Raw genomic sequence first — 25,297 nt, forward strand, 5'->3', positions numbered from 1 at the left:
CTCGCAGGCGGAAGAGGATTCCGTTGATCACCGTGCGATGGTCGCTCCACCGTCCGCCCGGCAATCCGCCGCCGGGCAGCAGTGGTTGGAGCCGTGCCCACACGGCATGTGTCAGATCGCCCCGCCCGACCTCGGGCACGGTGTGCCCCTACACCCAGACCGGACTGCGTGGTTACACGGTGCTTCGCCGGGCGTACACCTCGATCTCGATCTTCATGCGGGGATCGGCGAGGCCGCACATGAGCATGGTGGCGGCCGGCCGGACCTCTCCGAAGGCGCGACGCAGCACCGGCCAGCAGGGCTCGAAGTCGGCCCGGTCGGGCAGCAGATAGCGCACCCGCACCACGTCAGCGAAGGTGCACTCCGCTTCGGTCAAGGCGGCCTCGATGTTGCGCAGGCACTGCTCGGCCTGCTCCACCACGTTGTCCGAGATCGTCATGGTGGTGTAGTCGAACCCGGTCGTCCCGGACACATGAACCCAGTCACCGTCGATCATGGCGCGGGCGTAGCCGATCTGCTCCTCGAACGTCGAGCCGCTGAGGATGGAACGTCGCTCTGTCATGTGCCGAACGCTAAGTGACCAGCACTGATACGTCTAATACACTTTCAAGCATGGAGTGATATCTCTATGCGTATGGAGCGCCCTGAACTTCCCCTCCCGCAGCTACACGCCTTCGTCGTGCTCGCCGAGGAACTCCACTTCGGCCGCGCCGCCACCCGGTTGGGCATCGCCCAGCCGCCGCTGAGCCAGCAGATCCGCCGCCTGGAAGACAAGGTCGGGTACGCGCTCTTCAGCCGCGAACCCGGGAATATCGGCCTCACCCCGGCGGGCCGGGAACTCCTGCCCGCTGCCCGGCATGCCCTCACCGACCTGGCAGAGGGCCTGACCGCAGCCAGAGAAGTCGGCAGCGGCAGGGCCGGCCGCCTGCGGATCGGCTTCGCCGCCTCCCTCGCCCTCACCGTCCTCCCCGGCCTGCTGCGCACCTTCCGGGAACGGTTTCCCGCCGTGGACCTGGACATCCAGGAGATGACCACCACACCGCAACTGGCCGCTCTGCGCGAAAGGACGATCGACATCGGCCTGTTGCGCGAACCGCCCGCCCATGACGCGGACCTCGGATTCAAGACCGTGTTGACCGAACCGTTCGTGGCCGTCCTGCCCTCCTCGCACCCACTCACGGCACAACGGACCGTCAGAGTCGAGCAGTTGGCAGAATGCCCCTTCGTGCTCCTGCCTCGCGCCGTCGGCCCGCCGCTGTACGACCAGATCACCAACCTGTGCACCGCTGCGGGCTTCACCCCCCAAGTGACCCAGCACGCCGTGGAATGGCAGACCGTCTGCGCCCTGGTGGAAACCGGCCTGGGCGTGTCACTGGCCCCGGAGAGCATCCGCCGCATCCGCCTCAGCGGTGTCGCCTTCCGCGGGATCGAGCCCGGCGCCGCGCGCACACGAGTCGCCGTCGCGTGGCGCAAGAACGATGCAAACCCCCTGGTCCTACGCCTATTGGCAGCTCTCAATCAAGATCCGCCGGACAGGCCCTAGGGATGTCTCGTAACTATTGTTGTGGTTGCTGGGCTGGTGTTGCGGTCAGTCGGTGAGGAGGATGTTGTGCAGATGCGCGATGCCGGACACCGTGTCGGCGAGCGTGCTCCCCGCTCGGCGGTAGTCGCGGAGAATCTTGAAGTTCTTCATCCGGGACAGCACGTGCTCGACGCGAGCGCGGATCTTGCGGTGGGTGGCGTTGAGGTCTTCCTTCCAGTCCGGCAATTCGCTGCCGTCGCGGGGCTTGCGGTAAGGCGTGACAACCCCGGGATTGCCTTGGTAGCCACCATCGGCCATCACAGGCCGACCGGCGAGCTGTTCAGCGATACCGGAGTCGCGGTAGACGGTGCAGTCGTTGCGGCTGCCCGGCCGAGGGGCACCGGTGGCAATCACCAATCTGGTGGTTGGCGAGGGCCGGTGCATCGCGACGTCGAGGCAGTGCCAGCCGGCGAACAGTGTGAGCGCCGTGGTTATGCTCGTCTCACCACGATCTTGACTGCAGGGGAGCAGACTGTGCGCACCGCCACTGTGACGGCCGACGGTGACCAGATCCGCTGGGTGGAGCTGCCCGGCCGGGAGCCGTCCCGTGTGTACGTGCATGGGCTGGGTGCGACTTCGCCCGCCTACTTCACTGAGGTTGCGGTCCACCCTCTGCTGGCGGGCCACCGTTCATTGCTCATCGACTTGCTCGGGCACGGCATCAGCGACCGACCGACGACCTTCGACTACACCTTGGAATCACACGCCGATGCCCTCGCCGCGGCCTTTGGTTCCGCGGGCGTCACCGGCGCCGAGTTGATCGCGCACAGCATGGGCGGCTCCGTGGCCATCGTCCTGGCCGCCCGCCATCCGCACCTCGTCTCCCGTCTGGTCCTGGTCGACGCCAACCTCGACCCGATCCCGCGCACACCCGGTTCCAGCGGCAGCAGCGGTATCGCCACCTACTCCGAGAAGGAGTTCCTGGCAGGCGGCTGGGAAGAAGTCCGCGACCGGGTCGGCCCTCACTGGTGGTCCACCATGCGCCTGGCCGGCAGGGAAGCCCTGCACCGCAGCGCCACCCATCTCACTCGGGGCACCGTCCCCACCATGCGCGAACTCCTGCTGGACCTGAAAATCCCCCGGACCTATCTGCTGCCCGAGGCCGACGGTCCGCTCCCGGGCACCGATGCACTCACCGAAGCCGGAGTGTCCGTGGTCCCCATCCCCGACTGCGGGCACAACATCATGCTGGACAATCCACAAGCTTTCGCACACGCCACCGCGGCGGCCCTCGGAGACCACGCCCGGGCATAGCAACCTGCCTGAGGGCAACAACGGGGCGTAACGCGGAGGCGGCCGCACGAGGCCCTTCGTGCGTGACGACGAAGGAATGGTCGCTGGCACGCACCTGGCGGCCACCGTCGCCCGAGACGCCGTCGAGTTGCCGGCCGGTCCCTTCGCACACCGCATCCGCACCTGCGCCGCCGAGGACTGTCACCTCATCTACGTCGACGCCTAACGCCCGGGCCGCCGCCGCTGGTGCTCCATGGAGCATGCGGGCGTTTATCGTCCCTCATGCTAGTCCACAATGGACCAGGACCGCAGGCACTGCGTCTCCGATGGGGCTCCGTTGCCGAAATAGTGCCCGACACCGGGCGACCCTTCGCGACACTGAAGAGCGGCGAAGATGTCGGCTGACCTGCATTTATTGGCAGTAAACGGCATTTTGTGACACTCGCCGGCATTAATTTCCCGCTTTCAATCGGTAGGTTCTGGTGTCGCGGCGGAGCGGGAATCGGTTTTCGGGCAGGTCGCAGACGGGGCAGGTCTCGGGTCTGACCTGTCCTCGCGGGTCGGTGACCGTCTTTTCGCGGGTTGCTCGCCAGTTCCTGCCACCGTCCCGGAACGGTCACTGAACTGCCGCGCGGTGGACCGGCCGGTGCTCGAACTGCTCCGGACCGCGGCACGCCCGCAGCAACCGCCGGTGTGCCCCGGCTGGGTTGTCGTGAGCCGGGGCCGGGCCTATCGGGCTTCGCCGAAGGTCTGCCGGTAGGCGCCGGGTGTGGTGCCGAGGTGGGCTCGGAAACGGCGGCGCAGGTTGACGGCCGAGGCGAGTCCGACCCGGGTGGCGATGGCTTCCACGGGAAGGTCGGTTTGTTCCAGCAGTACCCGTGTCGCGTTGAGGCGCTGGTCGAGCAGCCACTGTCCGGGGCTGGTGCCGAGCTGTTCGGTGAATCGCCGGGCAAGGGTTCGGCTCGATACGCCGGCGCGTTCGGCGAGCCTGCCGACGGTCAGCGGAGTGTCGATCCGGGAGGTGGCCCACTCCAGCAACGGCGCCAATGACTCGTCCGCCTTGGCCGGAGCGGGCTGGGTGGCGTACTGGAGTTGGTTGCCCTCCCGGTGTGGCGGCAGCACCATGCTCCGCGCGATCTCGGCGGCGTAGGCCGCGCCGTGGTCGGAACGGACGAGGTGCAGGCACAGGTCGATGCCTGCGCCGGTTCCGGCGCTGGTCGCCACGTCGCCGTGGTCGACGTACAGCACACCCGGGTCCACCTGCACCTCGGGGAAGGTGGCGGCGAGTTGGGCGGTGTGGCGCCAGTGGGTGGCGGCGCGGCGGCCGTCGAGCAGTCCGGCCTGCGCGAGGACGAACGCCCCCGTGCAAATGGCGACGATCCTCGTCCCGCGTCGGTAGGCGGCCCGCAGTGCCTCGGTGACGGCGGGTGGCGCCGGTGTGCCGGGCGGCTGCCAGCCGGGGACGACCACGGTGTCCGCCTCCTGCAGGGCCGCCAGCCCCGCGTCGACGTGCACCGTGTAGCCGACGGTGGTCTGCAGAGGGCCGGGGCGCTCGGCGCAGATCCGGAAGTCGTAGCGGCCGGGTGCGCCCGGCGGGACGGCGCCGAAGACCTCGCCGGCGCAGGCGAGTTCGAAGGGTGACTGGGGCGCGTTGAGCAGGGCCACCACCCGGTGACGGTTCATGGCAGAAAAGTACCCATGAGTGTCTTTGTTGACACTCGGCCGCGAGGCCGGCTCCGGGCAACAGTGGTCCCATGGGTGCAACGACGGAAACGGGTGTGCTGAGGACCACGGTTCAGGTCGACGGCGAAACTGTCAGTTACCTGACCGCGGGGCAGGGCGGCCCGGCCGTGTTGCTGCTGCACGGAACGTATTGGAGCCGGGTGTGGCTTCCGGTGCTGGGCCGTCTCGCGGAGGCGGGACTGCGGCCCATTGCCGTCGATTTCCCCGGGCTGGGACGCTCGGGAGGCGAGCTCACCCTGCAAACGGCCACGGTCCCGGCCCTGGCGGAATGGGTGGTGCGATTCGTGTCCGCGATGAAGATCTCCGGGCCGATGGCCGTGGCAGGTCATGACATCGGCGGCGCCGTCGCCCAGCATCTCCTCGCCTACGATCGACTGGCGGTGTCCCGGCTGGCCCTGGTCAACTCCGTCACCTACGACTCCTGGCCGGCGGCCCACGTGGCCCGGTTGCTGGACCCGGTGGCCGCCGCGACGACCACCGCCGGTGAATTTCTCGCCGCCCGCCGGGCGGCCGTGACGACGGACCTGGCCGGTGCCGCCACCGAGCAGCGGATCGCCGACTATCTGGATCCGTGGACCGATCCGCGGGTCCGCCGTTCGTGGCTGGCCATGGCGGGCGCGGCCGAAAGCCGCTACACCCTTGACCTCGTCCCCGTGCTACGGCGGTCCATGAAGCCCAAGTTGCTGATCTGGGGCGAGGACGACCGCTTCGAGAAGGTGGCGTACGCCGAGAAATTCGCCTCGGAGATCCCGCAAACCACGCTCCTGCGTATCCCGGAAGCGACCCACATTCCCACCGAGAACGCCCCCGGCCGGATCGCCCGCGCTCTCATCGATTTCTTCGTCGCGTAGAGGCAGCCCAATTGCGCAGGCGCTCGGCGATCTCGATCTCGTAGCCGTTTTGGGTGGGCTCGTAATACGTCTCACGGTCCATACCGCCGGGGAAGTAGTCGGCGCCGGAGAAGCCGTCGGCGGTGTCCGGGTCGTACTGGTAGTCCTTGCCGTAGCCGAGGTCCTTCATCAGCCGGGTCGGGGCGTTGAGAAGGAAGCTGTCCTGCTGGGCGCGGTTGAAGCGGTGGATCTCGTCGACGAACAGCAGGGTGCCCTGTCCGATGCCCCGCCGTTTTCCTGCGGCGGCGAAGACCTTCCGCAGATCGGCCACGCCGGAGAAGGTGGCCGACACCGGTTCGAAGGTCAGGTTGCTGCCGTCGGCGAGGAGCCGGGCGATGGTCGTTTTCCCGACGCCGGGCGGCCCCACAGGATGGCGGAGCCGAGGCGCTGCTGGGCGACCATGCGGCCGAGCGGGGCGTCCGGGGCCAGGAGGTGGTCCTGCCCGACGACATCTTCGAGCCGCGTGGGGCGCAGGCGGTCGGCGAGTGGCCGCGCGGGCTCTTCGTCGAAGAGCGGCAGAGTCGGTTCCATCGGTTCCATCGGTTCCATCGGGCTCTCGGTCGGAGGCGGACGTGTGCGGGTGTGACAAGCGTTGCATGGGACGCTGACGAGCGAGGGCTCAGCCGCCGGCGGGGAAGCTCGCGGCGGTCATCGGGCACCGGGGCGGTCGCGTCGCGGCAGCCGCTCGACGACCAGGTCGTAGGAGTTCTCGACCGCGTCGGTGATCAGTCGCTGGGTGATGCCGGGGCCCGGCCCCAGCGAGATCCAATGCCTTTTGTCGAGATAGCGGCCCGGTGTGATCGAGGCGTAGCTGCGTTCTTGCGCGCGGGCGTGTTCGGGTTCGCACTTGACCGTGATGATCTGGTCATCCGGGTCGTCGGTGACGATCAAGAACACCTTGCCCGCCACCTTGTACACGTCCAGGTGCTCGGTGAACGGGTAACCGTGGTCCGTCCCGGGCAGCGCGAGGGCCGTGGCGCGCGCGGTGTCTTGGAGCCGGTCGCCGGCCGCGCTCACCTGGCCGTCCGCGTGCCGCTGCCGTAGGTGTGCGGGTCGACGGGTTGCTCGGCCTTGGGCAGGTGGGAGACCACGAGCAAGTAGGAGTCGGTGACGAGTTCCTCGACCAGCTTCTCGTCGACGCCTTCCCCTGCTTCCAGGGTGATCCAGTGCTTCTTGTTCATGTGGTAGCCGGGTGATGTGGCTGTTGTGCTCCCGCAGGGCGAGGGCCTCGCCGGGGTCCGCCTTGAGGATCACGACGGGGCGCCCGGGAACCTCGGTCATCAGCATGAACACCTTGCCGCGGACCTTGAAGACTTCCCAGTCGGGGCCGAAGGGGTGCTCCAGTTGAGCTCCGGGAAGTTCCTCCGCGCAGTCGGCGGCGGTCTTCTGCAGGGTCGATCCGTTCATGGTGTGAGCCTTCTCAGGTGGTGACGGATTGTGGCATCGAAGCAGGCGGCGGTCGCGGCGGCACACCCCATCCTTCCCTCGAAGTCGACAAAGAGGGCGGTAGGCTGCGGACACGTGATGTGTCGACAAACGACACTTCGGGCCGGGCGGATGAGCCGGACCGGCTGAGGACCCACGCGTGACGGAAACGCGGCGGAGGCCCCTTGCCCGTCAGGAGGCGATGGCTCCCTTCGCGGTCTGCGTGAACACCAGTCGGAGTGCACGATGTGCCACTCGCCGGCCCCACCTCGGGGTCGAAGCCCGAGTAACTGCACACGGCGAGTCATCACCGCCATGAATTGGCCGGCGAGGCGTGGGCGTACGCGGGCCTGACGTCAGTTCTGGTCATCGTGCTGCGGCTGGGCGGCCAGGATGGCGTGGCCGTGGTCGGCTACCCAGCGCATCAGTTGGCGCAGCGGTTTGGCGACGCTGTGGCCCATGTCTGTGAGCGCATAACTGACCCGCGGCGGGATGGCCGGCTCGACCGTGCGTTCGACCAGTCCGTCACGGGCGAGCAGGCGCAGCTTCTCTGACAGCACCTTTTCACTGATCCCGCCGATCTGGTCACGCAGCTCGTAGAACCGCAACGGACCTTCGGCCAGCTTGACCAGGACCAGCGGCGCCCAGCGGCTGGTGACGCGGTCGAAGATGACCCGGCCCGGGCACTCGCTGTGGAACAGATCACTATGTCTGTTGCGCGGAAGCCGCTTGACCTCAACATTTTCTCCCATGTTTGGAGCTTACGCAAAGGTAAGTCCTTACTTTGAGTAAGCCCGGTGGTTAGCGTCTGGTCTCCATGGCACACAAGGAGGACCTGATGACGAGCACAGTGGCACTTGTCAGCGGAGCGAGCCGCGGTATCGGGGCGGCGATCGCGCGTAGCCTGGCACAGCGCGGGCACCACGTGATCGTGAACTACCGCCGCAATGCTGATGCGGGCAAGCAGGTGGTCGCCGACATCGAGGCGGCAGGCGGCACCGCTCAAGCCGAACAGGCCGACGTGTGCGACCACGCGCAGGTGGCCGCACTGGTCGACCGGGTACACGCCGAACATGGCCACGTGGATGTGCTGGTGTGCAACGCGAACACGGTCCAGCCGCCGTTCGAGCCGCTCGCGTCACTGCCGTGGGAGGCGTTTGCCGGCAAGGTGGTCGGCGAACTCGCCGGTTCCTACCACCTGACCCAGCGGGTCCTTCCGATCATGCGCGAGCAGCGTGCCGGACGGATCATCTACATCTCCAGCACCGTCGCCGACATGGTCGGCATGATCGCCGCGCACTCCACCGCGAAGGCAGCGCTGAACACCTTCAGCCGGCATGTCGCCGCAGACGCAGGACAGTACGGCGTCACCGTCAACACCATCGCGCTCGGCGCGGTGAACACCGATGCCACAGCCGGCGTTTTCGACGCCGACAGGCGCGCATCCTTCGCGCAACGGTCGGTTCACGGCCGAGTTCTCGAGCCCGAGGACATCGGCGCCGCGGTCTCGCTGCTCACCGACGGCGGCTTCGGCTCGGTCACCGGCCAGGTGATCCGCCTCGACGCCGGGTTCGACGTGCTCAACCAGCAACTGGCCGCGTTCTGACCCTTCACACATCGTGAACGATTGTCCGCGATCCATTTGTTCCAGGCCGTGGTAGACCTTCGCGATCGGGACTTCGAGGGTGGGTGACGTCCGGGCTCGACTCGCCTTTGCGGGTGGTGACCTCGGACTCGTTGACGCCGAACGCCTTCACCTCGATCCGCACTCAGCCGGGTTTGCGTACGGCACCCGCACATCTTTGATTTCCAGTGCGTCGAGGCCGCCGGGCCGGGTGACGACGACGGCTCGCATCGTCGCCGGTGCGGCGTCGCCGGCCGCTGTCGGTTGGTTGGCGGTGGAAGTCGATCATGGCTACGTCGCCTTCCGGCGAATCGCCGCCTGGCGGGGCGGTGATCCCGGTGCTTGTGTGTCGGTATGGAGATCTTGGTTCTGGGCGGAACGGCCTGGGTGGCTCGGGAGCTGTCGCGGCAGGGGATCGCACGCGGCCATCGGGTGACCTGTCTCGCGCGTGGCGAGAGCGGTGAAGTCGCGGACGGAGCGACACTGGTCGCCGCCGACCGGCGTGATCCGTCGGCGTACGAGCCCCTGCTCGACCGAGTGTGGGACGCGGTCGTCGAGGTGTCGTGGCAGCCAGGCTTCGTACGGGGAGCGCTCGACGTGCTGGGTGGCAAGGCCGGGCACTGGGTGTATGTCTCGTCCGGCAACGCCTACGCCTCCCACGCCACGCCGGGTGCGGACGAGTCCGCGGACCTGCTCGCCCCGACTGACCGGAGCGAGGTCGGCCACGAGTTGTACGGCGAGGCGAAGGTCGCCTGCGAGCAGGCGTCGACGGCCGCTGTGGGCGACCGCCTCCTCATCGCACGAGCCGGGCTCATCGGCGGCCCCGGCGATCAAAGCGGCGTTCCGGCTACTGGGTCGCCCGCGCCGCCCGCGATCCGCGAGGGCCGATGCTGGTCCCCGACACACCGGCTGTGCCCACTCAGGTGGTCGACGTGCGGGACCTCACCTCCTGGCTGCTCGACTCCGCGGAGACGGGAACCACCGGCACTTACAACGCTGTCGGCCCGGTCGTTCCGTTCGAAGAGTGGATCGAGCTGTCCCGCGCCGCCGGCGGGCACACCGGTCCGGTGGTCACCGCCGAGCCGGCGTGGCTGCTCGCCAACGGCGTGACCCAGTACATGGGGTCCGAATCACTGGCGATGTGGCTGGTTGAGCCGGGTTGGGAAGGGTGGTCGGCCCGGGACGGGTCCGCGGCGCGGGCCGCGGGGCTGCGTCACCGGCCCCGGGCGGAGATGCTGGCCGACACGCTGCGCTGGGAACGCGAGCAGGGGCTGGACCGGGAAAGGCGCGCCGGCCTCAGCGCGCGGCGCGAGCGCGAGTTGCTCGACGCCCTCGGCTGACGGCGCTGGACCGGACTCCCCGAGCGTTTGTACAGGCGCCTCCCGTTCTGACTTCCCGACAGTTCGCGATCATGGAGGTCACCGCAATCCTCGGTTTCGACAGCTCGCGCCAGACGTGACGACATCGCCGGTCGGAGACTACGTCCAGGCGGGATCACGGCCGGTCAGGCCGACTATGCGGTCCAAGGTGGGGGCGTCGGCCGGCACCGCGACCTCCGGTCCGTACATGCCCATCTCCCGCCCCTGCTCCACGCCGGCGGACACCGTGTCGTGCAGGTGCGCCAGCAGGTCGACGGGCAGTTCCAGTCGCTGCCCGGTCGCGACCGCCAGGTCCCAGCCGTGCACGGCCAGTTCGCCGACGATCATGTCGCCCATGACGGGCGCGGGCAGCATGTGCGGCGTGCCCATGCTCGTCTCGCCCTCCCAGGCGCTCGGCGGCGCCCACGACGACGTGATGTCGTCCAGCAGGGCGAGCAGGCGGCCGCGCCAGTCGCCGGCCGCCAGGTCCACATCGGACTCGGCGGTCGCCGGCTGCGGAACGGACTCCTTGCGGCCGGCGGCGGCGAGCGACGGGCCCCAGAACAGGAGGTGGTTGACCAGTGCCCGCACGTCGTACTCCGTGCACGGAGTCTTGTTGGCGAGCTGGTCGTCGGTGATGGTGCGGGCGACCGCGGCCATGGCCTCGGCCGCGTTGGATAGGTGTGACATGGCGGCGACGCTAGGCGGCGCGGGCCGGAGGGGTATTGAACAAAGGCGACGTACACTCTGCTGTGTGGGGCGGGACGTTCGTGAGCTGCGGAGTGCGTGGACCAGGTATCAGCACCACGCGTTCCACAACCCGTCGCCGGTGCTCGCGCCATGGGTGGAGCGGTACTGGGAGGCTCGCTGGGACTACGCCGAGCCCTACCGGCAGAAGATCGTGCCGTACCCGAACGTGCACCTGTCGTTCGGCAGCGGCCGCGCGGACGTCAACGGCGTGTGCAGCGGCTACCAGGTCAAGGTCCTCGAGGGCCGCGACCACGTCTTCGGCGTCGCGTTCCGGCCGGGCTGCTTCCGCCCGTTCCTCGGTGCCTCCGTCTCGACGATCACCGACCGCGTCGTCCCGGCGACCGAGGTGTTCGGCCCGGACCTGCCCACGACGCTCGACGCGCCGACCGTGGATGCGTTCCTGCTGAAACACCTGCCGGACGACGACGACCCCCGCGTACTCCAGGCGGTGGCCGCGGTCGAGCTGATCGCCAAGGACAAGGCCGTGACCAGGGTCGAACGCCTCGCCGGTGAATTGGGGCTGAGCATGCGGGGGCTGCAACGGCTGTTCGCGGAGTACGTCGGCATCGGGCCCAAGTGGGTGATCCGCCGCTACCGCCTGCACGAAGTGACCGCACGCATGGCCGCCGGCGGGGTGATCGACTGGGCCGCGCTGGCGGCGGACCTCGGCTACGCCGACCAGGGCCACTTCATCCGCGACTTCAAGAGCATGTTCGGCGAGCCACCGACCTGGTACGCGCAGCGGTATTAGGCCGCCTCCTCGGATTTGGGTGTGAGTCGCGTCCAGCGCGGCGTGCTGCGCCAAACCGAGGTCGTTGCGACTGAGCGCGGGCGGGTGAGCCGGCACATTCCCACAGTCGTGCGCGCTGGGGGCCTCGCGCCTGGCCAGCCGAGCGGCGATCGATCTGTCCATAATGGATCTGTTGCCAGATGGTGTCGTGTGGTGCGTCGTGGTCGTCGAGGTTGCCAAGGGCCTCGGCTGCTCGGGCCAGGGGCTGATGCGCGACGACGTTGGTCGAGGTGGGTCAGCGCGACGGGGACCAGCACGTCGAGGCTTTCTTGCTGGAGCAGGAGGACACGGAGGTCTTCGGTGTTCATGGAGCCGACTGGCTTGTGGCGGATGCGCGCGCTCGGCCAGGCCTCCGCCGGTGGGGTGGGCAACGCCCGGGCGCTGGCCGGGATGTACGCGGCCCTGGCCTTCGACCTGGACGGACGTGCCGCGCTGCTCAAACCCGGCACCCTGGACGAGTTCGTCATGCTGCACTCCACCGGTCGCGACCTGGTCACCGGCGAGGCGGGCCAGTACGCCCTGGGGTTCCAGGCCAAGGGCGCGCGCTACCCGTTTCTGAGCGCGAACGCCTTCGGTCACAACGGATCCGCGGGCTCGGAAGCGTTCGCCGACCCGGTCAGCGGGATCGCCTTCGGCTACACCCGCCGCCGCTTTTCCTTCGACTGGTCCTATCCGGAACACGACCGGCTTGCCGCTGCGGTCCACCACGCGGCTACGGCCTCCTGAGGAGCCGCTGTCGGGCCGCCCGCCATCGCGATGGACTGAACATCGCTGAGACCGACCTGAACTGAGTCCGGACCTCCTACGCGCTGGCGTTCGGCGACCTGTTCGCCGCGCCGGTTTTCCAGGTGGTGATCCTGACGAGCGTCGCCGCCACCGCCGCCCAGCTGGGAGGCACACCCACCCGGAACGCCCCCCCAGCGGCTACACCCCGCGAGCCCGTCGCCGGATCCGGTTACTTCCCCGACCCGCCATCCGTCAGAGAAGTGACCACACCGAAGTCCGGAAAGGACACCCGCGCCATGAGTTGTACGCCCGGTCGGCGACCCACTACGACGGCAAGGGGCTCGCCACCCTCGCCGTGGCGATCGGCCAGGTCGGCTTCTTCATCTCCACGTGAGCTGGGCTGAGGCCACGGCCCGCTGTCCCCGGCAGCCGGCGAATCGCGCCAAGGGCTTATCCCCCCGTTCCCCTCGAAAGGAACGAACCCATGCCCACCCGAGTGTGGCCCCGACGACTGCGCACCGCGTTCTACTGGTTCCTCGCCGTCGAATTCGCCCTGGGCGCCGTGACCAAGTTCTGGTCCGGCCCCACTTTCACCGGACCGGCGTACTCGGTCAAGTTCGCCGATTGGGTGCTACCCGACCTGGTTCCGGTTCGTCGTCGGCGCGATCGAACTGGTCTGCGCGGTGCTCCTCGTCGTTCCGGGCAGCCGGCCCCGGTTCCTGGCCGCGGCGACCCTGGTTCTGGTGCTCACCGGTGCGGTCACCACCCACATCGTCAACCACGACGAGCTCTACCAGAGTGTCGCGGCACCCATCCACCTGGTGATCATGGCGGCCATCGGCCTGGCGAACTGGCCGGCGGACTGGCGCGACGTGATGCGGCGTTCACCGCAGAACCCTTTGGCGATAGGGAATCCGTAGTGAAGCTCACTGTTTCGGTGCGAGCGGCGGCATCGGCCGCCTCCTGCTCGAACAGGTCACCGCCGCCGGACACGACGTCACCGCGGTGGTCCGCGACCCGGCGAAGGTGGCCGGGCGGGTCGTGTCCGCGGTGGGCCCGTCGAGCAACCTCGCCGTTAGAGTGGCGAGCATGGACGTGACCAGGTGGCTCATCGTTCTCCGGCACGCGAAGTCGGACTGGTCGGACGGCCTTCCCGACCACGAGCGGCCCCTCGCGCCCCGTGGCCTGCGTGACGCGCCCAGGCTCGGCCGGTGGCTCGCCGAGGAGGGACACGTTCCGGAGCTGGTCGTCTGCTCCACCGCCCGGCGGACCAGGGAAACCTGGCTGCGCGTCAGCGACGAACTTCCCGCGCCGCCGTCCGTCGAGTACGACGACGCCCTCTACGGTGCCGACGTTCCCGAACTGCTGAACGCGGCTCGCCGGACGCCGTCCGGAGTCACCACGCTTGCACTCGTCGGGCACGAGCCTGGTGTCAGCGACCTGACCCTGCACCTCGCCGGTCACGGGGAAGAGACCCGGCAGGTGCAGGCCAAGTTCCCCACCGGCGCCGCGGCCGTGCTCGCCACCACGGATCCGTGGGACGCGCTCCGCACGGCGCGGCTCGTCGCCTTCTTCCGGCCTCGGGACTTCCCCGGCTGACGGTTCCCCTGCTTCGGGCAGGAAGGTCTGGACCAAGCATTGCTTCTGTGACGTTCACGTGCGTACCCTCCATTCACTCACAGGTTTGATGTTCATATTTGTGAATGGAGCGGACATGGTTTTCCGCCACACCGTCGTGGCTGCGCTCGCCGTGCTCGGCCTCGCCGCCACGTCGTTCGCCGCGCCGGCCGAGGCCGCGACGCGACCCACCGGCTGCACCGTCCCGGTCATCGGGCCGGTCTGCGCGCCCCAGACCGCCGTCCTCGACGGCCAGCAGCTGCTTCGGACGAAGTTCGCCGCTCTTGTCGGCGAAAAAACGTCTCGTACCGCGCTGAACAACCTGCTCGCGGCCGCGAAAACCGACCTCACGGCGGGGCCGTGGAGCGTCACCTCGAAGAAACAGGTCCCGCCCAGCGGTGACAAGCACGACTACCTCAGCCTCGCGCCCTACTGGTGGCCGACCACCCAGCCGACCGCCGAGAACCCCTGGGGCTGCCCGTTCGTGCAGCGTGACGGCCAGCGCAACCCAATCGTCGACGAGATCACCGACCACGCCTACCGCGGTCAGGCGTTCGCCGCGATCTACCGGCTCGCGCTCGCCTGGTATTACACCGGGGACGCGCGGTACGCCCAGCGCGCGGCGCTCGACCTGCGCACGTGGTTCCTCGACGCGGCCACGAAGATGAACCCGAACATGAACTTCGCCCAGGGCATCCCGTGCAAGGTCGACGGCCGGGGCATCGGCATCATCGAGTTTTCCTACACGCTGAGCCAGGTCGTCGACGCGACCGCCATCCTGGCCACGGGCGCTCCCGGCTGGACGAAAACCGACCAGTCCGGCATGACCGGCTGGTACACGCAGTTCCTGGACTGGCTGCGCACCAGCAAGAACGGGACCGACGAAGGCAAGGCCCAGAACAACCACGGCAGCTTCTACGACATGCTCGTCGCCTCGCTGGCCCTCGGCACGGGGCAGCGGGACCTGGCCGCGGCCATCGCGCGGGACGCGGGGCCGAAGCGGATCGCGCCACAGGTCGAGGTCAACGGCTACCAGCCGCAGGAGGCGAGCCGGACCCGCAGCTGGCACTACTCCGCGTTCAACCTGGTCGCGCTGACCCGGCTCGCGCAGCTCGGCAAGCACGTCGGCGTCGACCTGTGGCACTACACCGCACCGAGCGGCGCGACGCTGTTCTCCGCGGTCGACTTCCTGATCCCGGGAGCTACGCAGGGACAGTCCGTTTGGCCGTATCCGGAGCTGGACTTCCGGCAGTACGCGGCACTGGACGTCCTGCACGCGGCGGCCGACGCGGGTGACAAGGCGGCGCGGACGGCCTTGCCGCGGGTGCCGGTCGAGCCGGGCGGGGACCTCTATCCGGTACGGCCCGCCGCCGAACAGCTCGACGACATTTCGACGTCCTGACGGCAAAAGGGCCCGGTCGTGCGACCGGGCCCTTTTCCGGGCCTCCGGGAATCAGACCCCGGCCACCTGGGAAATCCAGCTGCGATAACGCGTGATGTTCGTGTACGCGGTGTTGTTCGACCGGTCACTGGTCGACGCGACGCCGACCTGGCGACCGGAGGCGAACATCGGGCCGCCGGAGTCGCCGCCGGCGGTGATGCCGTTGACGCGGTTCGCGCACACCGCGACGCCGCCGTTGTAGTCGCTGCAGCTGATCGAGTTCACCCGCACCGTCGCGACCTTCAGGTACCGCGACTGGCAGTTGATCTCGGAGCCGCACTGGCTGGTCGCGCCCCAGCCGTAGACCGAGACGTTCTGGCCGACCGAGACGTCACCGACGCTGCCGAGCGGCGAGTAGGTGGCGTTCACCGAGGTGGTGAGCCGGACGATCGCCAGGTCGGCGGAGCCTGGGTAGCGCGTGATGGTGGAGCCGGTGGCCATCGTCCCGCCGCTCGACTGGTCCAGGCTGCCGATGCGGAACGTGTAGGTGCCGGAGCTGCTGACGCAGTGCTTGGCGGTGAGGATGTACTGCGGGGCGATGATCGTCGCGGTGCAGTTCTGCTGGCCGTTGACGAACAGCCGGGCCGCCCAGGGGCCGCTCGTGGCGGTGCTGCCGCCGATGATCGACGGCTGGGCCTGCGGGGTGCTGTCGGCGGCCGCCGGACCGCCGAGGCCGACGACGGCCAGTGCGGTGCTCGCGGCCAGCAGGACGAACTTGCCGAATTTCACGCTCACTCCTTTTCGCGCGGGGAGAACCGCACGGGGAAAGCCGGTGGGGACCGAACTCGACGATTGTCCGAGTTTTCGGTGAATGTCCGGAACCGACGAAAGTCGCCGGTCGAATCCGTATTTATTTCCGGATGTGGACTACCTGCAGTTCCCGTACTGTTCCGCGCTCGACCCAGAGCTTGCGGGAGACATGGCGGTGACGGCCGAGGTCTGGCGAGCGGATCGGCCGGACACCGCGCCGGTCAGAGAGGTGTTCGGCGGTGGAGGAGTCAGATTCAGGCGGCGATCTTCGCCGGGGCGGTCTTCCGCAGCCAGTACAGCCCGACGACCGGCAGCACCAGCGGGATGAACAGGTAGCCCTCGCCGTAGACCGACCAGACGGTCGGGTGCCGGAAGGCGGCCGCGTCGACGAGGCTCAGCGTGCCGATCGTCAGCACGCCCAGCAGTTCGATCGAGCAGGCCACGAGGGCCACGCGCCACCAGTCGTCGCCACGGCGGGCCAGCGCGATCGTCGCGACGATGTAGACGGCCGCGGCGAACGCCGAGAGCAGGTAGGCGAGCGGGGCTTCGTGGAACTTCGTGCCGATCTGGACGCCGGCCCGCGACGTCGCGGCCAGCGCGAAGATCGCGTACACGGCGACGAGCACCCGTCCGGGGCCGCTGGCCGTCCTACGCTGTTGCTCCACTCCACACCTCGTTCAGTCGCAGCACCATCACGGGGATGGCCAGGCAGGCGATGCCGAGCACCGCGGTGCTCGACCGGCTCCGCTCGGCCAGCGCCCAGGCGGCGCCGACGGGCAGCACGACCAGGCAGCCGATCAGGTAGGCCAGGTAAGTCGCCAGGCTGCCGGGCCGGTCCCCGCCGGCGAGCAGCACGATCCCGATCACCAGCTGCACGACCAGCAGCAGTTCGAGGGCCGCGAGCGCGATCAGGAGCGGGTTGTCCGGAAGCCGGTTGCGAGCCGACTGGACGAAGCTCCAGAGCGCGACGAGCGTGGCAGCCACAGCAACCGTCACGGCGAATCCGAAGACCACCCGTTCCTCCTTCCGGTCCGCCGGTCGCCAACTTACTCCGTGGTACCGGTCGGCCCGTCCGCCGAGGTACCGCGAGCGTGGCGCGGGCCACCACCGGGGTCCTGCGTAGCCGGCACGCCTACGCGATCGGCGCCTATTGGGAAAATCGATCACGGGCCGAGCTTGATGGCATTCTGCCAATTCGGCGAAATATCCTGCCGGATCCTACGGTGGACCTGGGGAAATGCCGGAAAGAGCTTCATGTTACGCCACTATGGTGTGGTAGTTCGGCTAGCAAAGATCACCCTGAGTGCACCTGCTGGTAGATAAGGGTCCTTTTTGCCTACCTCGGATAGCCCAGTTGAACTGCCGGGTTGGCGGATTGGCGCAGGGCGTTCGACGTGGGGCAATATGCATTGCCCCAGGACCGTGTGCCCGGGGCGTCGCACGGAGGGGTATCTCGGATGGATCTGCGCTACGAAGCTTTTTGCTTCGCCGACCTGTTGTTCTACGACGAACTGCAGGAAAACGGTGCGCCGGTCGACGGTTTCGCCACGGCGTTCCCCGCTCCGGACGTCGGCTGGGCCGCCACCGATCGCGGGGTCTGGCGCGAGGTGCGCCCTGAAGGCCGGGTTCTCCCCGCTCAGGGCTGGCAGATCCACGTTTCCGCCGGCTTGGACAACGCGCGCCGAGTGCTCGCGCAGGTGTACGAGAGCTGTATCGAGCACCAGGTCTCTTGCCGGCACCTCCGCTCGGTGCTGACCCTGCTCGCGCGGAATTCGAAATATGCCTCCAGTGTCGGTGGGTGCGAGCTGGCGACCATTTACCCGGTCGATCACAACGAACTCGAGCGGGTGCTTGCGGACCTGTCGGTGCGGCTCAAGGGTGAGCACGGGCCTGGTATTCCGAGTGGCCTGCCGCACGGCGACGGGCCCGTCTACGTGCGTTACGGCGGATTCGCCGAACAGTGGGTCGAACACGCGGGCAACCGCGTCCCGGCGGTCCGCAAGCCGGACGGCAGGCTGGTGCCCGACAAGTGTGGCTCGACGTTCTCCGTGCCCGATTGGGTGAAGATCCCGGCTTGTCTGCATAGCGGTATCTCCGCGAGCAAAGGGGGCGTCCCGGCCCGGTTCCCCTACCGGATGGCGAGCCCCCTGCGCGTCTCGAACGGCGGCGGCAGCTACCTCGCCAACCCCGAGGCGGGCGGTGACCAAGTCGTCCTCAAGGAGGCCCGTCCGTACGCCGGCCTCGACGAAGCGCGGACCGACGCCGTCGAACGGCTGCGCCGTGAACACGAGGTGCTCAATCGGCTCGCCGGTGTCCCGGGCGTGCCACGCGTCTTCGAGCGGTTCACTGCCTCGGAGCGCCACTACCTGGTCATGGAGTATCTGCCAGGCACCTCGCTGGCCGACTGGCTGACCCGCAACTACCCGCTGACCAGGCGCAGCACGACGGTCGGCGACCTCGCCGCCTACGCGCGCCGCGCGCTGGACATCGTCGCGGGAGTGCAGAAGACGATCGAGGAGGTCCACGCCCGCGGCATCGTCTTGGGCGACCTGCACCCGCTCAACATCCTGATCGACGAAGACCACCACGACCGGATTTCGCTGACCGACTTCGAGACGGCGTTCGACGTCGAGTCCGGCGACCGCCCGGCACCGGGTGCGCCCGGCTTCCGCGCTCCGGCCGATCGCGCCGGCTTCGAGATCGACGAGCACGCGGTCGCGGCGTTGAGGCTGTGGCTGTTCCTCCCGCTATCGCCGCTGTTAGAGCTCGCTCCGGCGAAGCTGCGTCGTTTCGCCGGCTTCGTCGAACGCCGGTTCGCGTTGCCCGGGGGGTACGCCGATGCCGCAGTCGCGGCGCTGGCCCGGCGTGAGGTACCGGCGGAGCCGGCGTCGGGCCACCCCGAGCTCGACCAGGAGAAACCGGACTGGTCGCTGGTCCGCAAGCAGATCGCCGAGGCGATCCTGGCCGGCGCGACCCCCTCGCGCCAGGACCGGCTGTTCCCCGGGGACATCGAGCAGTTCCGCGTCGGCGGTGCCTGCTTCGGCGTCGGTGCTGCGGGCGTGCTGCACGCCCTCGACGTCACCGGCGCCGGTCGCTTCCCCGAGTACGAGCGCTGGCTGCTCGAATCGGTCCATCGTGACCCGCCGACCCGGCCCGGCTTCTACGACGGCAGCTCCGGTGTCGCGTACGTGCTGGAGCACTTCGGGTACCACGACGAGGCCGGCAAGCTGCTGGCGTCTTCCGCGCGGCTCGTGGAGCAGACGACCGACCATTCCCTGGAGAGCGGCCTCGCCGGCATGGGATTGACCATGCTGCACTTCGCGACGGTCCGTCAGGACAACGAGTTCGGCCGTCAGGCGCTGACCACGGCCGTCCGGCTGGCCGAAGCACTGGAGACCGCGGCGCCGCCGGGGAACTCCGCCCGCGCCGGCCTGCTGTCCGGCTGGTCCGGGCCCGCGCTGTTGTTCCTCCGGCTCTTCGAACGCACCGGCGAGCCGGCCTGGCTGTCGTTCGCCGACCAGGCGCTGTGCCGCGACCTCGAAGAATGCATCGAGGCCGACGACGGCTCGCTGCAGGTTCGCGATGGCTCTGTCCGGACGTCGCCCTACGCCGGCGTCGGCAGCGCCGGGATCCTCCTGGTCGCCGAGCAGCTGGCGCGCCACCGCCCGGACGCCGAGGTCTGCGAGAGCGTCCCAGCTCTGCGCGAATCGTGCCGTGGCGAGTTCGTCGTCCACCCGGGCCTGCTCAACGGCCGGTGCGGACTGGCGGTCGCACTGGCCACGAACCCGGACGCGGAGCAGCCGATCCGCGCGGCGATCGACCAGCACCTGGGGTGGCTGGCCTGGTACGCGGTGCCGTACAAGGACGGCCTCGCCTTCCCGGGAAACGGGCTGCTGCGCCTGTCGATGGACGTCAAGACGGGCAGCGCGGGGATCCTCCTTTCTCTCGCTGCCCTTCTTGACGGCCAGGAAGTGTTGCCCTTCCTGGGGAGTACGCCATCCCAGCCGGCCACCGGTCGCTGACCGGTGGCGCCACGACGGCCGGTGCAGGCAGCCGGCCACCCAGTACTAGGGGCCCGCCGCCTGCAGTAGGGGTGCGGCCGCCGGCGGGACGCCTTCCGGCAACGGATCCGCGACCTCTACCAGGCCGTCTGCGGGTGGTGGTGTGGTTGTCGGCGGGGCGCCTTCCGGCGACGAATCCGCAATCTCCACCAGACCGCGTGTGGCAGTGGCGCGTCGCTCGCAGGGGCGCCTGCCGGGAGCGGACGCGCAACCACTGTGAGTCCACTTCTGTGCGTGGCTCCGCGACCGACGCCGGGGCGTCTTCCGGCGACGGGCCCAAAACCACTTCCAAGCCGTCTGCTGACCACTCTGCTGCCGCAACCGGATCGACGCCTAGGCCGCCATCCGTGTTACCAACTGCTCGGTGCAGAGACTGCTCGTCCACTGTGGACCGATTTCATGCGCTTTCCAGCTTATCGCCGTCGGAGGGCCGCGGAACCCCTCGCCGGAAATCTGTGGACAACTCGCCGATGTTCGCGGGGCCTGTGGACAACTCGAGCTGATCGGCCGGTTCTGTCGCCGTCGTGGTGCATGATCGGAAGTGCGGGAAGAACACGGCCCGGACTCGACACCGGCGGAAGGAGGTGAACCGGCGGCGGTGTACGTCATCCGGGTTGCAGTGCTTCCAGTGCCTCGCGCAACTTGCCGGCAACCGGAGCCGGCCGGCGGGACTCGCGGTCCACGAAGACGTGCACGAAGTGCCCTTCGGCGACCAGGGACTCGTCGGCTGCGTACATCCCGATCTCGTAGCGGACGCTGGACTTCCCGAGGTGCGCCACCCGCAACCCGACCCGCAGCGAACCAGGAAAGGAAACCGATGAGTGATACCCGCAGTGCGACTCGACGCACAACCCGATCACCGCCCCGGCTTCGATGTCGAGGCCACCCTGCTCGATGAGCCACGTGTTGATCACGGTGTCCATCAGCGAGTAGTGCACGACGTTGTTGACGTGCCCGTAGACGTCGTTGTCCTTCCAGCGCAGCGGAACCGTCTGCCAGTGCGGGTACCCGTTCACCACAGCGACACCGACTCGCGCAGGATGTCCGACAGGTCCTCCGCGGACGCCTCGCGCGGCGCGGTGGCCAGCAACCGCTGCTGCTTGAGGGTTCCCTGGACCAGGGAGTCCACATCGGACTCCGTGTAGCCGACGGCACCGATGCCGTCCGGGATGCCGATCTGCCGCATCAGGTCGATCAGCACCGCGGGCAGGTGGTCGGCGAAGTCGCCGGGCCACTCGAAGTCGGGCGCCAGCAGGCGCGCGACGCGCAGGTGGCGGTCCGGTGCCGCGTCGAAGGTGAAGCGGAACGCGGCGGGCGCGGTCAGTGAGACGGCCATGCCGTGCGGCACCATGGGTTCGTCGCCCGGGTAGCCGTCCGGGTGGAAATCCCTGACCTGGCCGGCGATCGGGTAGGCGTTCGCGTGCGGGATGTGCACGCCGGCGTTGCCGAACCCGAGCCCGGCGAACGTCGCGGCCAGCGCCATGGCCTCACGCGCCTTGAGGTCGGAACCGTCGCGCACGGCAGCCGGGAGGGCCCACGACAGCAGCCGCAGGGACTGCTCGGCGAACATGTCGGCCAGCGGGTTCGAGCCGCAGTACGGCACGCGCTGTTCCGGGCGCTTGCGCTCGAACTCGGTGTACGGCTTGGCGGTGTAGCTCTCGGCGGCGTGGCACAGGATGTCCATGCCGCTGGCGGCGGTCACCCCCGGCGGCTGGCTGACGGTGAGCCGCGGGTCGACGACGGCCAGGGTCGGGCGCAGCCGCAGGTGGCTGATCCCGCTCTTGACGCGCAGCGACAACACGTCCAGGACGCAGACCGTGGTGCTCTCGGAGCCGGTGCCGGTGGTCGTGGGCACCGCGACCAGCGGCTTCAGCGGGCGGTCCGGTGCGCGGCCACCGCCGACGGGGGCGTTGACGTAGTCCATCAGGTCGCCGTCGTTGCTCGTCAGCAGGTTCGCCGCCTTGGCGGTGTCGATGGCCGACCCGCCACCGACGGCGACGAAGGCGTCGTACGGACCGGTTCCGCGCGCGAAGTCAACCGCCTTCTGCATGCTGACATCGGTGGGTTCGACGTGTACACCGTCGAAGATCTCGGTCTCGATGCCGTAGCCCGCGATGCCGTCGGCGATGCGGCGCGGCCAGCCGGTTGCGGCTACCTGCGGGTCCGTCACGACGAGCACGCGGTGCGCGCCGTACTGGGTCAGGTCGTACCCGATCTCGTCGCTGGCGCCGGTGCCGTACTTCAACGCCGGGGCACCATAAGTAAAAACGGTTTCATGTTCCGTCGCGGCCAAGTCGGTGGTCCTCGCTCCCTTGATCGGCTACCAGTCGGTCAAAGCGGACATTCAGCCCATCCTTACCGGGTTTCGGCGAAGATCACTTGACTGCACTGAACGGTGCCCGCCTAAGCTCTCCTCATTAGATACCAACTGGGAGCGACCGTCGCCCAGACGGCCGTGCGGATCCTGACCGAGGCGCGTGTCCGCCGCGTATACGCGGTGGTCGGTGAGTCCTTCCTGGAACTGCTCGACGCCCTGCAACGCGAGCGGGAGATCACGCTGGTCTCGGCGCGTCACGACGCGGGCGCGGCCTTCATGGCGGAGGCCGAGGGGAAGCTCACCGAACGTCCCGCCGTGCTGCTCGCCAGCCGCGGGCCGAGCGCGGCGAGCCTGGCCATCGGCGTCCAGACGGCGTACCAGGACGAGACGCCGATGGTCGTGCTGCTGGAGACGCCGGCGACCGAGCCGATGCCGTCGTCGTCGGGGGAGCTGCCGACGTCGGACCTCACGGCCATGTTCGAGTCGATCGCCAAGTCGACCTTGCGGGTGACCGACCCGGACAGCCTGCCGGGGCTGCTCGCGCACGCGCTGACGACGTCGCAGGAAGGACGGCCGGGGCCGATCGTGCTCGGCGTGCCCTGCGACATCTGGGGCATGCCCTACGACGCGGCGAAGCCGATGGCGCGGGTGCGGCCACCGGCGTCCGGCACGTTGGGCCGTTCGGCGGACGCCGTGGCGCAACTGGTGGACGAGGCCAAGTACCCGGTGGTCATCGTCGGCGGCCGGGCGCGGTCGGCGCGGGACGAGCTGATCGCGGTGGCCGACGAGCTCGCGCTGCCCGTCTACAACGCCTTCCGGCGGCAGGACGCCTTCCCGGAGAACCACGCCCGCTACGCCGGGCACCTCGGGCTCGGCATCCCGGCCCGGCAGCTGGACGCGCTCGAGCGCGCCGACCTCGTGCTCGCGCTCGGCACCCAGCTCGACGAGGTGACGACACAGGCCTACCGCTATCCGACGGCGCAGCAGACGCTGGTCATGGTCGGCACCGGCATCGACGTCAGCCCGAAGCGGCGGGGGCTGACGTTCCGCGTCGACTCCGAGGTCGAGCCGTTCCTGCGGGAGCTGCGGGAGGTGGCGTCGCCGCGGGCGAGGCGGGCTTCGGCGGCGAACGCGGCCGTCCACACCTTCATGACCCCGCCCGACACCAGCGGGAACACCCGGGTGCACCCGGTCGACGTCGTCCGCGTGCTGCGCAAGCTGGCGCCCGAGGACACCATCGTCACCAGTGACGCGGGCAACTTCGCGCAGTTCATGCACCGTTACTGGTGCTTCACGGCGCCGCGCAGCCAGCTCGGCCCGAGCAACGCCGCGATGGGCTACGCCGTGCCGGCCGCCGTGGCGGCGAAACTGGCCGAGCCGCGGCGGACCGTCGTGGCCATGGTGGGGGACGCCGGGACACTGATGACCGGCCAGGAGATCGAAACGGCCGTCCGGTACCGGGCACCGGTGATGGTGGTCGTCTTCCAGAACGGCGTGCACGGCGCGCTCGCGATGCACCAGGCCCGCACGTACGGCAGGCTCACCGGGGTCTCCATCCCGTTGACCGACTTCGCTTCGTGGGCGCGTGGACTGGGCGCGGCCGGGTACACGGTGGACGATCGTGAAGAGCTCGAGCCCATCGTCGCCAGTGCGCTGGTGCGGCAGCGGCCGTGCGTCATCGACGTGCGCACGGATCCCGACGTGGTGACTCCCGACGTGCGGATTTCGGCCCTGCTCGGCCAGGCGCGGCCGCAACCGCCCGCCCAGTAAGGGTTTTGTCGTGTTTCGTTCCGGCAAAGCCGGGAATTTCGTGTGGTAGCAGGGCGTTGGCTCGGGTAACCTGGCGGTGTTCCGGTGGTGGTTCGCCGCTGAACCTTCCCGGCCGGGTCCCGGCGGGAGACAACCGGTTTCTGTCGGTGCCGCCTGGCACCATCACGGTCATGACCCGCGCCGAAGCGGGCAGGGAACGAGGGGAGTTTCGACGTGACCGATCACCAGCACGCCTCCGAACCGGCACGGAAGGTCTCCGGCGTCGTACCGGTGCAGTTCAGCGCCAGCGCGGAAGTCCACGACGACGCCGTGGTGGCCGCGGACCGCGACGCGACGTGGCGTTCGCCCTTCGCGAGCGAGGGGCTGCGCCCGGCGAGTGGCGAATAGCTCACCCTGCCGGGGTGAAGACGGCTTGTCCGCCCTGGCGATGGTGTGCTTTACTACTTAAGGTCTCGTTTTTTGTGTTCGTGTTGAGTCACGCTCGCAGAATTCAGCGGGCGTAGTGTCTCCTCGCCGAGGAAGCAAACCGTCCTGGTACTGACCCGGGTGGCCGAAGTGGCTTCCTGTTTTTTTGTGTTACACATGGAGATTTTTTATGACTCAGGGCACCGTGAAGTGGTTCAACTCCGAGAAGGGGTTCGGCTTCATCACCCCCGACAACGGTGGCGGCGACGTCTTCGTTCACTACAGCGAGATCCAGGGTAACGGCTTCAAGAGCCTGGAAGAGAACGCTCGCGTCGAGTTCGAGATCGGCCAGGGCCAGAAGGGCCCGCAGGCCACGTCGGTCACCGTCATCTGACTTTGATCTTGGGAAAGGGCCGTCACCCGTTCGGGGTGGCGGCCTTTTTCGTAGGCTGCGCACCATGATCGAGCACGGTTACGCCGTTTCCGGGATGAGCTGCGGGCACTGCGCCCAGTCGGTGACCGACGAAGTCGCGGCGCTGCCCGGAGTGGCCGAAGTGGACGTCGACGTTCCGGCCGGCCGGGTCCGCGTGCGCGCTGAAGCCGCGCTGGCCGAGGGCGACGTCCGCGCTGCCATCGAGGAAGCCGGCTTCACTTACGAGGGTGTGGTCGACCTGGTCCCGTAGCCCCTCCCGGCAACTCCAGCGTGGACAGTCCACTGGAAATCACCGGGTGAGACACCCCGTGTGATTTGCGTCGCTTTCGTAGCGCGCACGAACGACACTGCAACGCCCTGCAACCCTTCCGCTCCACCGGAT

General features: G+C 68.8%; 27 protein-coding genes and 5 pseudogenes. 17 read left to right on the forward strand and 15 right to left on the reverse strand.

The window, feature by feature from the left end:
- Position 1: 1 nt before the first annotated feature.
- Both AB0M80_RS10705 and AB0M80_RS10710 read right to left on the reverse strand, forming a co-directional pair.
- Positions 2-139, reverse strand: a pseudogene (locus tag AB0M80_RS10705) (IS5/IS1182 family transposase); the annotation flags it as partial.
- A gap of 33 nt (positions 140-172) precedes the next feature.
- Positions 173-562, reverse strand: coding sequence for a RidA family protein (locus tag AB0M80_RS10710; protein WP_364561841.1), 390 nt, complete (start codon positions 560-562; stop codon positions 173-175).
- A gap of 66 nt (positions 563-628) precedes the next feature.
- Here AB0M80_RS10710 and AB0M80_RS10715 point away from each other — a divergent pair, with 66 nt between their 5' ends.
- Positions 629-1,543 carry a LysR family transcriptional regulator gene (locus tag AB0M80_RS10715; protein WP_364561844.1) on the forward strand — a complete coding sequence of 305 codons (915 nt, stop codon included), beginning with the start codon at positions 629-631 and terminating at the stop codon, positions 1,541-1,543.
- Between the two features lie 45 nt (positions 1,544-1,588).
- On the opposite strand, the pseudogene AB0M80_RS10720 reads toward AB0M80_RS10715, so the two are convergent.
- A pseudogene (locus AB0M80_RS10720) lies at positions 1,589-1,945 on the reverse strand (transposase family protein); the annotation flags it as partial.
- Positions 1,946-2,056: 111 nt separating this feature from the next.
- Between AB0M80_RS10720 and AB0M80_RS10725 the strand changes: the two are divergent.
- Together AB0M80_RS10725 and AB0M80_RS10730 are read left to right on the forward strand one after the other, a co-directional pair.
- Positions 2,057-2,836, forward strand: coding sequence for an alpha/beta hydrolase (locus AB0M80_RS10725; RefSeq protein WP_364561846.1), 780 nt, complete (start codon positions 2,057-2,059; stop codon positions 2,834-2,836).
- Between the two features lie 58 nt (positions 2,837-2,894).
- Positions 2,895-3,041: a hypothetical protein gene (locus AB0M80_RS10730; protein WP_364561847.1), complete on the forward strand. Its 147-nt coding sequence runs from the start codon at positions 2,895-2,897 to the stop codon at positions 3,039-3,041.
- Between the two features lie 503 nt (positions 3,042-3,544).
- Here AB0M80_RS10730 and AB0M80_RS10735 read toward each other — a convergent pair.
- A complete protein-coding gene (locus tag AB0M80_RS10735; protein WP_364561849.1) occupies positions 3,545-4,498 on the reverse strand; it encodes a helix-turn-helix domain-containing protein in 954 nt (317 codons plus the stop codon).
- 71 nt (positions 4,499-4,569) lie between these two features.
- Between AB0M80_RS10735 and AB0M80_RS10740 the strand changes: the two genes are divergently transcribed.
- A complete protein-coding gene (locus AB0M80_RS10740; RefSeq protein ID WP_364561852.1) occupies positions 4,570-5,409 on the forward strand; it encodes an alpha/beta hydrolase in 840 nt (279 codons plus the stop codon).
- Here AB0M80_RS10740 and AB0M80_RS10745 read toward each other — a convergent pair.
- The 5 genes and pseudogenes from AB0M80_RS10745 to AB0M80_RS10765 form a co-directional block, all read right to left on the reverse strand.
- Positions 5,387-5,815, reverse strand: coding sequence for an AAA family ATPase (locus tag AB0M80_RS10745; RefSeq protein ID WP_364561854.1), 429 nt, complete (start codon positions 5,813-5,815; stop codon positions 5,387-5,389). The two genes, AB0M80_RS10740 and AB0M80_RS10745, sit on opposite strands and share 23 nt — an antisense overlap.
- Positions 5,752-5,979 (reverse strand): hypothetical protein, encoded by a 228-nt coding sequence (locus AB0M80_RS10750; RefSeq protein WP_364561856.1) that lies wholly within the window; start codon positions 5,977-5,979, stop codon positions 5,752-5,754. Before AB0M80_RS10750 ends, AB0M80_RS10745 begins: the two co-directional genes overlap by 64 nt.
- 117 nt (positions 5,980-6,096) lie before the next feature.
- A complete protein-coding gene (locus tag AB0M80_RS10755) occupies positions 6,097-6,465 on the reverse strand; it encodes an MmcQ/YjbR family DNA-binding protein (protein ID WP_364561859.1) in 369 nt (122 codons plus the stop codon).
- A pseudogene (locus AB0M80_RS10760) lies at positions 6,462-6,855 on the reverse strand (MmcQ/YjbR family DNA-binding protein). Before AB0M80_RS10760 ends, AB0M80_RS10755 begins: the two are co-directional and overlap by 4 nt.
- A 374-nt stretch (positions 6,856-7,229) precedes the next feature.
- Positions 7,230-7,625: a helix-turn-helix domain-containing protein gene (locus tag AB0M80_RS10765; protein WP_364561862.1), complete on the reverse strand. Its 396-nt coding sequence runs from the start codon at positions 7,623-7,625 to the stop codon at positions 7,230-7,232.
- Positions 7,626-7,711: 86 nt separating this feature from the next.
- Here AB0M80_RS10765 and AB0M80_RS10770 point away from each other — a divergent pair, with 86 nt between their 5' ends.
- Positions 7,712-8,479, forward strand: a complete 768-nt coding sequence (locus AB0M80_RS10770) for an SDR family oxidoreductase (protein WP_364561865.1) — start codon at positions 7,712-7,714, stop codon at positions 8,477-8,479.
- Positions 8,480-9,408: 929 nt separating this feature from the next.
- Positions 9,409-9,837 carry a hypothetical protein gene (locus AB0M80_RS10775; protein WP_364561868.1) on the forward strand — a complete coding sequence of 143 codons (429 nt, stop codon included), beginning with the start codon at positions 9,409-9,411 and terminating at the stop codon, positions 9,835-9,837.
- 138 nt (positions 9,838-9,975) lie between these two features.
- Here AB0M80_RS10775 and AB0M80_RS10780 read toward each other — a convergent pair whose 3' ends face one another.
- Complete coding sequence (locus AB0M80_RS10780; RefSeq protein ID WP_364561870.1) at positions 9,976-10,545, reverse strand: TIGR03086 family metal-binding protein; 570 nt, start codon at positions 10,543-10,545, stop codon at positions 9,976-9,978.
- Between the two features lie 64 nt (positions 10,546-10,609).
- Between AB0M80_RS10780 and AB0M80_RS10785 the strand changes: the two genes are divergently transcribed.
- The 6 genes and pseudogenes from AB0M80_RS10785 (at position 10,610) to AB0M80_RS10810 (ending at position 15,140) form a co-directional block, all read left to right on the forward strand.
- Positions 10,610-11,356, forward strand: a complete 747-nt coding sequence (locus tag AB0M80_RS10785; RefSeq protein ID WP_364561872.1) for a helix-turn-helix domain-containing protein — start codon at positions 10,610-10,612, stop codon at positions 11,354-11,356.
- Positions 11,357-11,701: 345 nt separating this feature from the next.
- Complete coding sequence (locus AB0M80_RS10790; protein WP_364561875.1) at positions 11,702-12,121, forward strand: hypothetical protein; 420 nt, start codon at positions 11,702-11,704, stop codon at positions 12,119-12,121.
- A 620-nt stretch (positions 12,122-12,741) separates the two neighbouring features.
- Positions 12,742-13,041, forward strand: a pseudogene (locus AB0M80_RS10795) (DoxX family protein); the annotation flags it as partial.
- Positions 13,034-13,141 (forward strand): annotated as a pseudogene (locus AB0M80_RS10800) (NAD(P)H-binding protein); the annotation flags it as partial. The pseudogenes AB0M80_RS10795 and AB0M80_RS10800, both read left to right, overlap by 8 nt.
- Positions 13,142-13,210: 69 nt before the next feature.
- Positions 13,211-13,720, forward strand: a complete 510-nt coding sequence (locus tag AB0M80_RS10805) for a histidine phosphatase family protein (RefSeq protein WP_364561877.1) — start codon at positions 13,211-13,213, stop codon at positions 13,718-13,720.
- 115 nt (positions 13,721-13,835) lie between these two features.
- On the forward strand, positions 13,836-15,140 hold the full coding sequence (locus tag AB0M80_RS10810; protein ID WP_364561880.1) for an alginate lyase family protein: 1,305 nt from the start codon (positions 13,836-13,838) through the stop codon (positions 15,138-15,140).
- Between the two features lie 51 nt (positions 15,141-15,191).
- Here AB0M80_RS10810 and AB0M80_RS10815 read toward each other — a convergent pair whose 3' ends face one another.
- The 3 genes from AB0M80_RS10815 to AB0M80_RS10825 all read right to left on the reverse strand — a co-directional run bounded on the left by AB0M80_RS10815 (position 15,192) and on the right by AB0M80_RS10825 (position 16,943).
- Positions 15,192-15,908, reverse strand: coding sequence for a trypsin-like serine protease (locus AB0M80_RS10815; protein ID WP_364561882.1), 717 nt, complete (start codon positions 15,906-15,908; stop codon positions 15,192-15,194).
- Positions 15,909-16,183: 275 nt separating this feature from the next.
- On the reverse strand, positions 16,184-16,555 hold the full coding sequence (locus AB0M80_RS10820) for a hypothetical protein (protein ID WP_364562057.1): 372 nt from the start codon (positions 16,553-16,555) through the stop codon (positions 16,184-16,186).
- 22 nt (positions 16,556-16,577) lie between these two features.
- On the reverse strand, positions 16,578-16,943 hold the full coding sequence (locus AB0M80_RS10825; RefSeq protein ID WP_364561885.1) for a hypothetical protein: 366 nt from the start codon (positions 16,941-16,943) through the stop codon (positions 16,578-16,580).
- A 443-nt stretch (positions 16,944-17,386) separates the two neighbouring features.
- On the opposite strand from AB0M80_RS10825, the gene lanKC reads away from it, so the two are divergent.
- Positions 17,387-19,951: a class III lanthionine synthetase LanKC gene (gene lanKC / locus AB0M80_RS10830; RefSeq protein ID WP_364561888.1), complete on the forward strand. Its 2,565-nt coding sequence runs from the start codon at positions 17,387-17,389 to the stop codon at positions 19,949-19,951.
- Between the two features lie 644 nt (positions 19,952-20,595).
- On the opposite strand, the gene AB0M80_RS10835 is transcribed toward lanKC, so the two are convergent.
- Both AB0M80_RS10835 and AB0M80_RS10840 read right to left on the reverse strand, forming a co-directional pair.
- Complete coding sequence (locus AB0M80_RS10835) at positions 20,596-21,009, reverse strand: thioesterase family protein (protein ID WP_364561890.1); 414 nt, start codon at positions 21,007-21,009, stop codon at positions 20,596-20,598.
- On the reverse strand, positions 21,003-22,283 hold the full coding sequence (locus tag AB0M80_RS10840) for a hydroxyacid-oxoacid transhydrogenase (RefSeq protein ID WP_364561894.1): 1,281 nt from the start codon (positions 22,281-22,283) through the stop codon (positions 21,003-21,005). Before AB0M80_RS10840 ends, AB0M80_RS10835 begins: the two co-directional genes overlap by 7 nt.
- 135 nt (positions 22,284-22,418) lie before the next feature.
- Here AB0M80_RS10840 and AB0M80_RS10845 point away from each other — a divergent pair, with 135 nt between their 5' ends.
- The 4 genes from AB0M80_RS10845 to AB0M80_RS10860 all read left to right on the forward strand — a co-directional run bounded on the left by AB0M80_RS10845 (position 22,419) and on the right by AB0M80_RS10860 (position 25,165).
- Positions 22,419-24,077: a thiamine pyrophosphate-dependent enzyme gene (locus AB0M80_RS10845; RefSeq protein WP_364562059.1), complete on the forward strand. Its 1,659-nt coding sequence runs from the start codon at positions 22,419-22,421 to the stop codon at positions 24,075-24,077.
- 213 nt (positions 24,078-24,290) lie between these two features.
- The gene (locus tag AB0M80_RS10850; RefSeq protein ID WP_364561897.1) at positions 24,291-24,464 is read left to right on the forward strand and encodes a hypothetical protein; all 174 of its coding nucleotides are present in this window, start codon (positions 24,291-24,293) and stop codon (positions 24,462-24,464) included.
- Between the two features lie 208 nt (positions 24,465-24,672).
- Positions 24,673-24,876 carry a cold-shock protein gene (locus tag AB0M80_RS10855; protein ID WP_013222289.1) on the forward strand — a complete coding sequence of 68 codons (204 nt, stop codon included), beginning with the start codon at positions 24,673-24,675 and terminating at the stop codon, positions 24,874-24,876.
- A 64-nt stretch (positions 24,877-24,940) separates the two neighbouring features.
- Positions 24,941-25,165 carry a heavy-metal-associated domain-containing protein gene (locus tag AB0M80_RS10860; protein WP_364561900.1) on the forward strand — a complete coding sequence of 75 codons (225 nt, stop codon included), beginning with the start codon at positions 24,941-24,943 and terminating at the stop codon, positions 25,163-25,165.
- Positions 25,166-25,297 lie beyond the last annotated feature (132 nt).

This window comes from Amycolatopsis sp. NPDC051045, assembly GCF_040682955.1.
In the GTDB taxonomy this organism is placed as follows: domain Bacteria; phylum Actinomycetota; class Actinomycetes; order Mycobacteriales; family Pseudonocardiaceae; genus Amycolatopsis.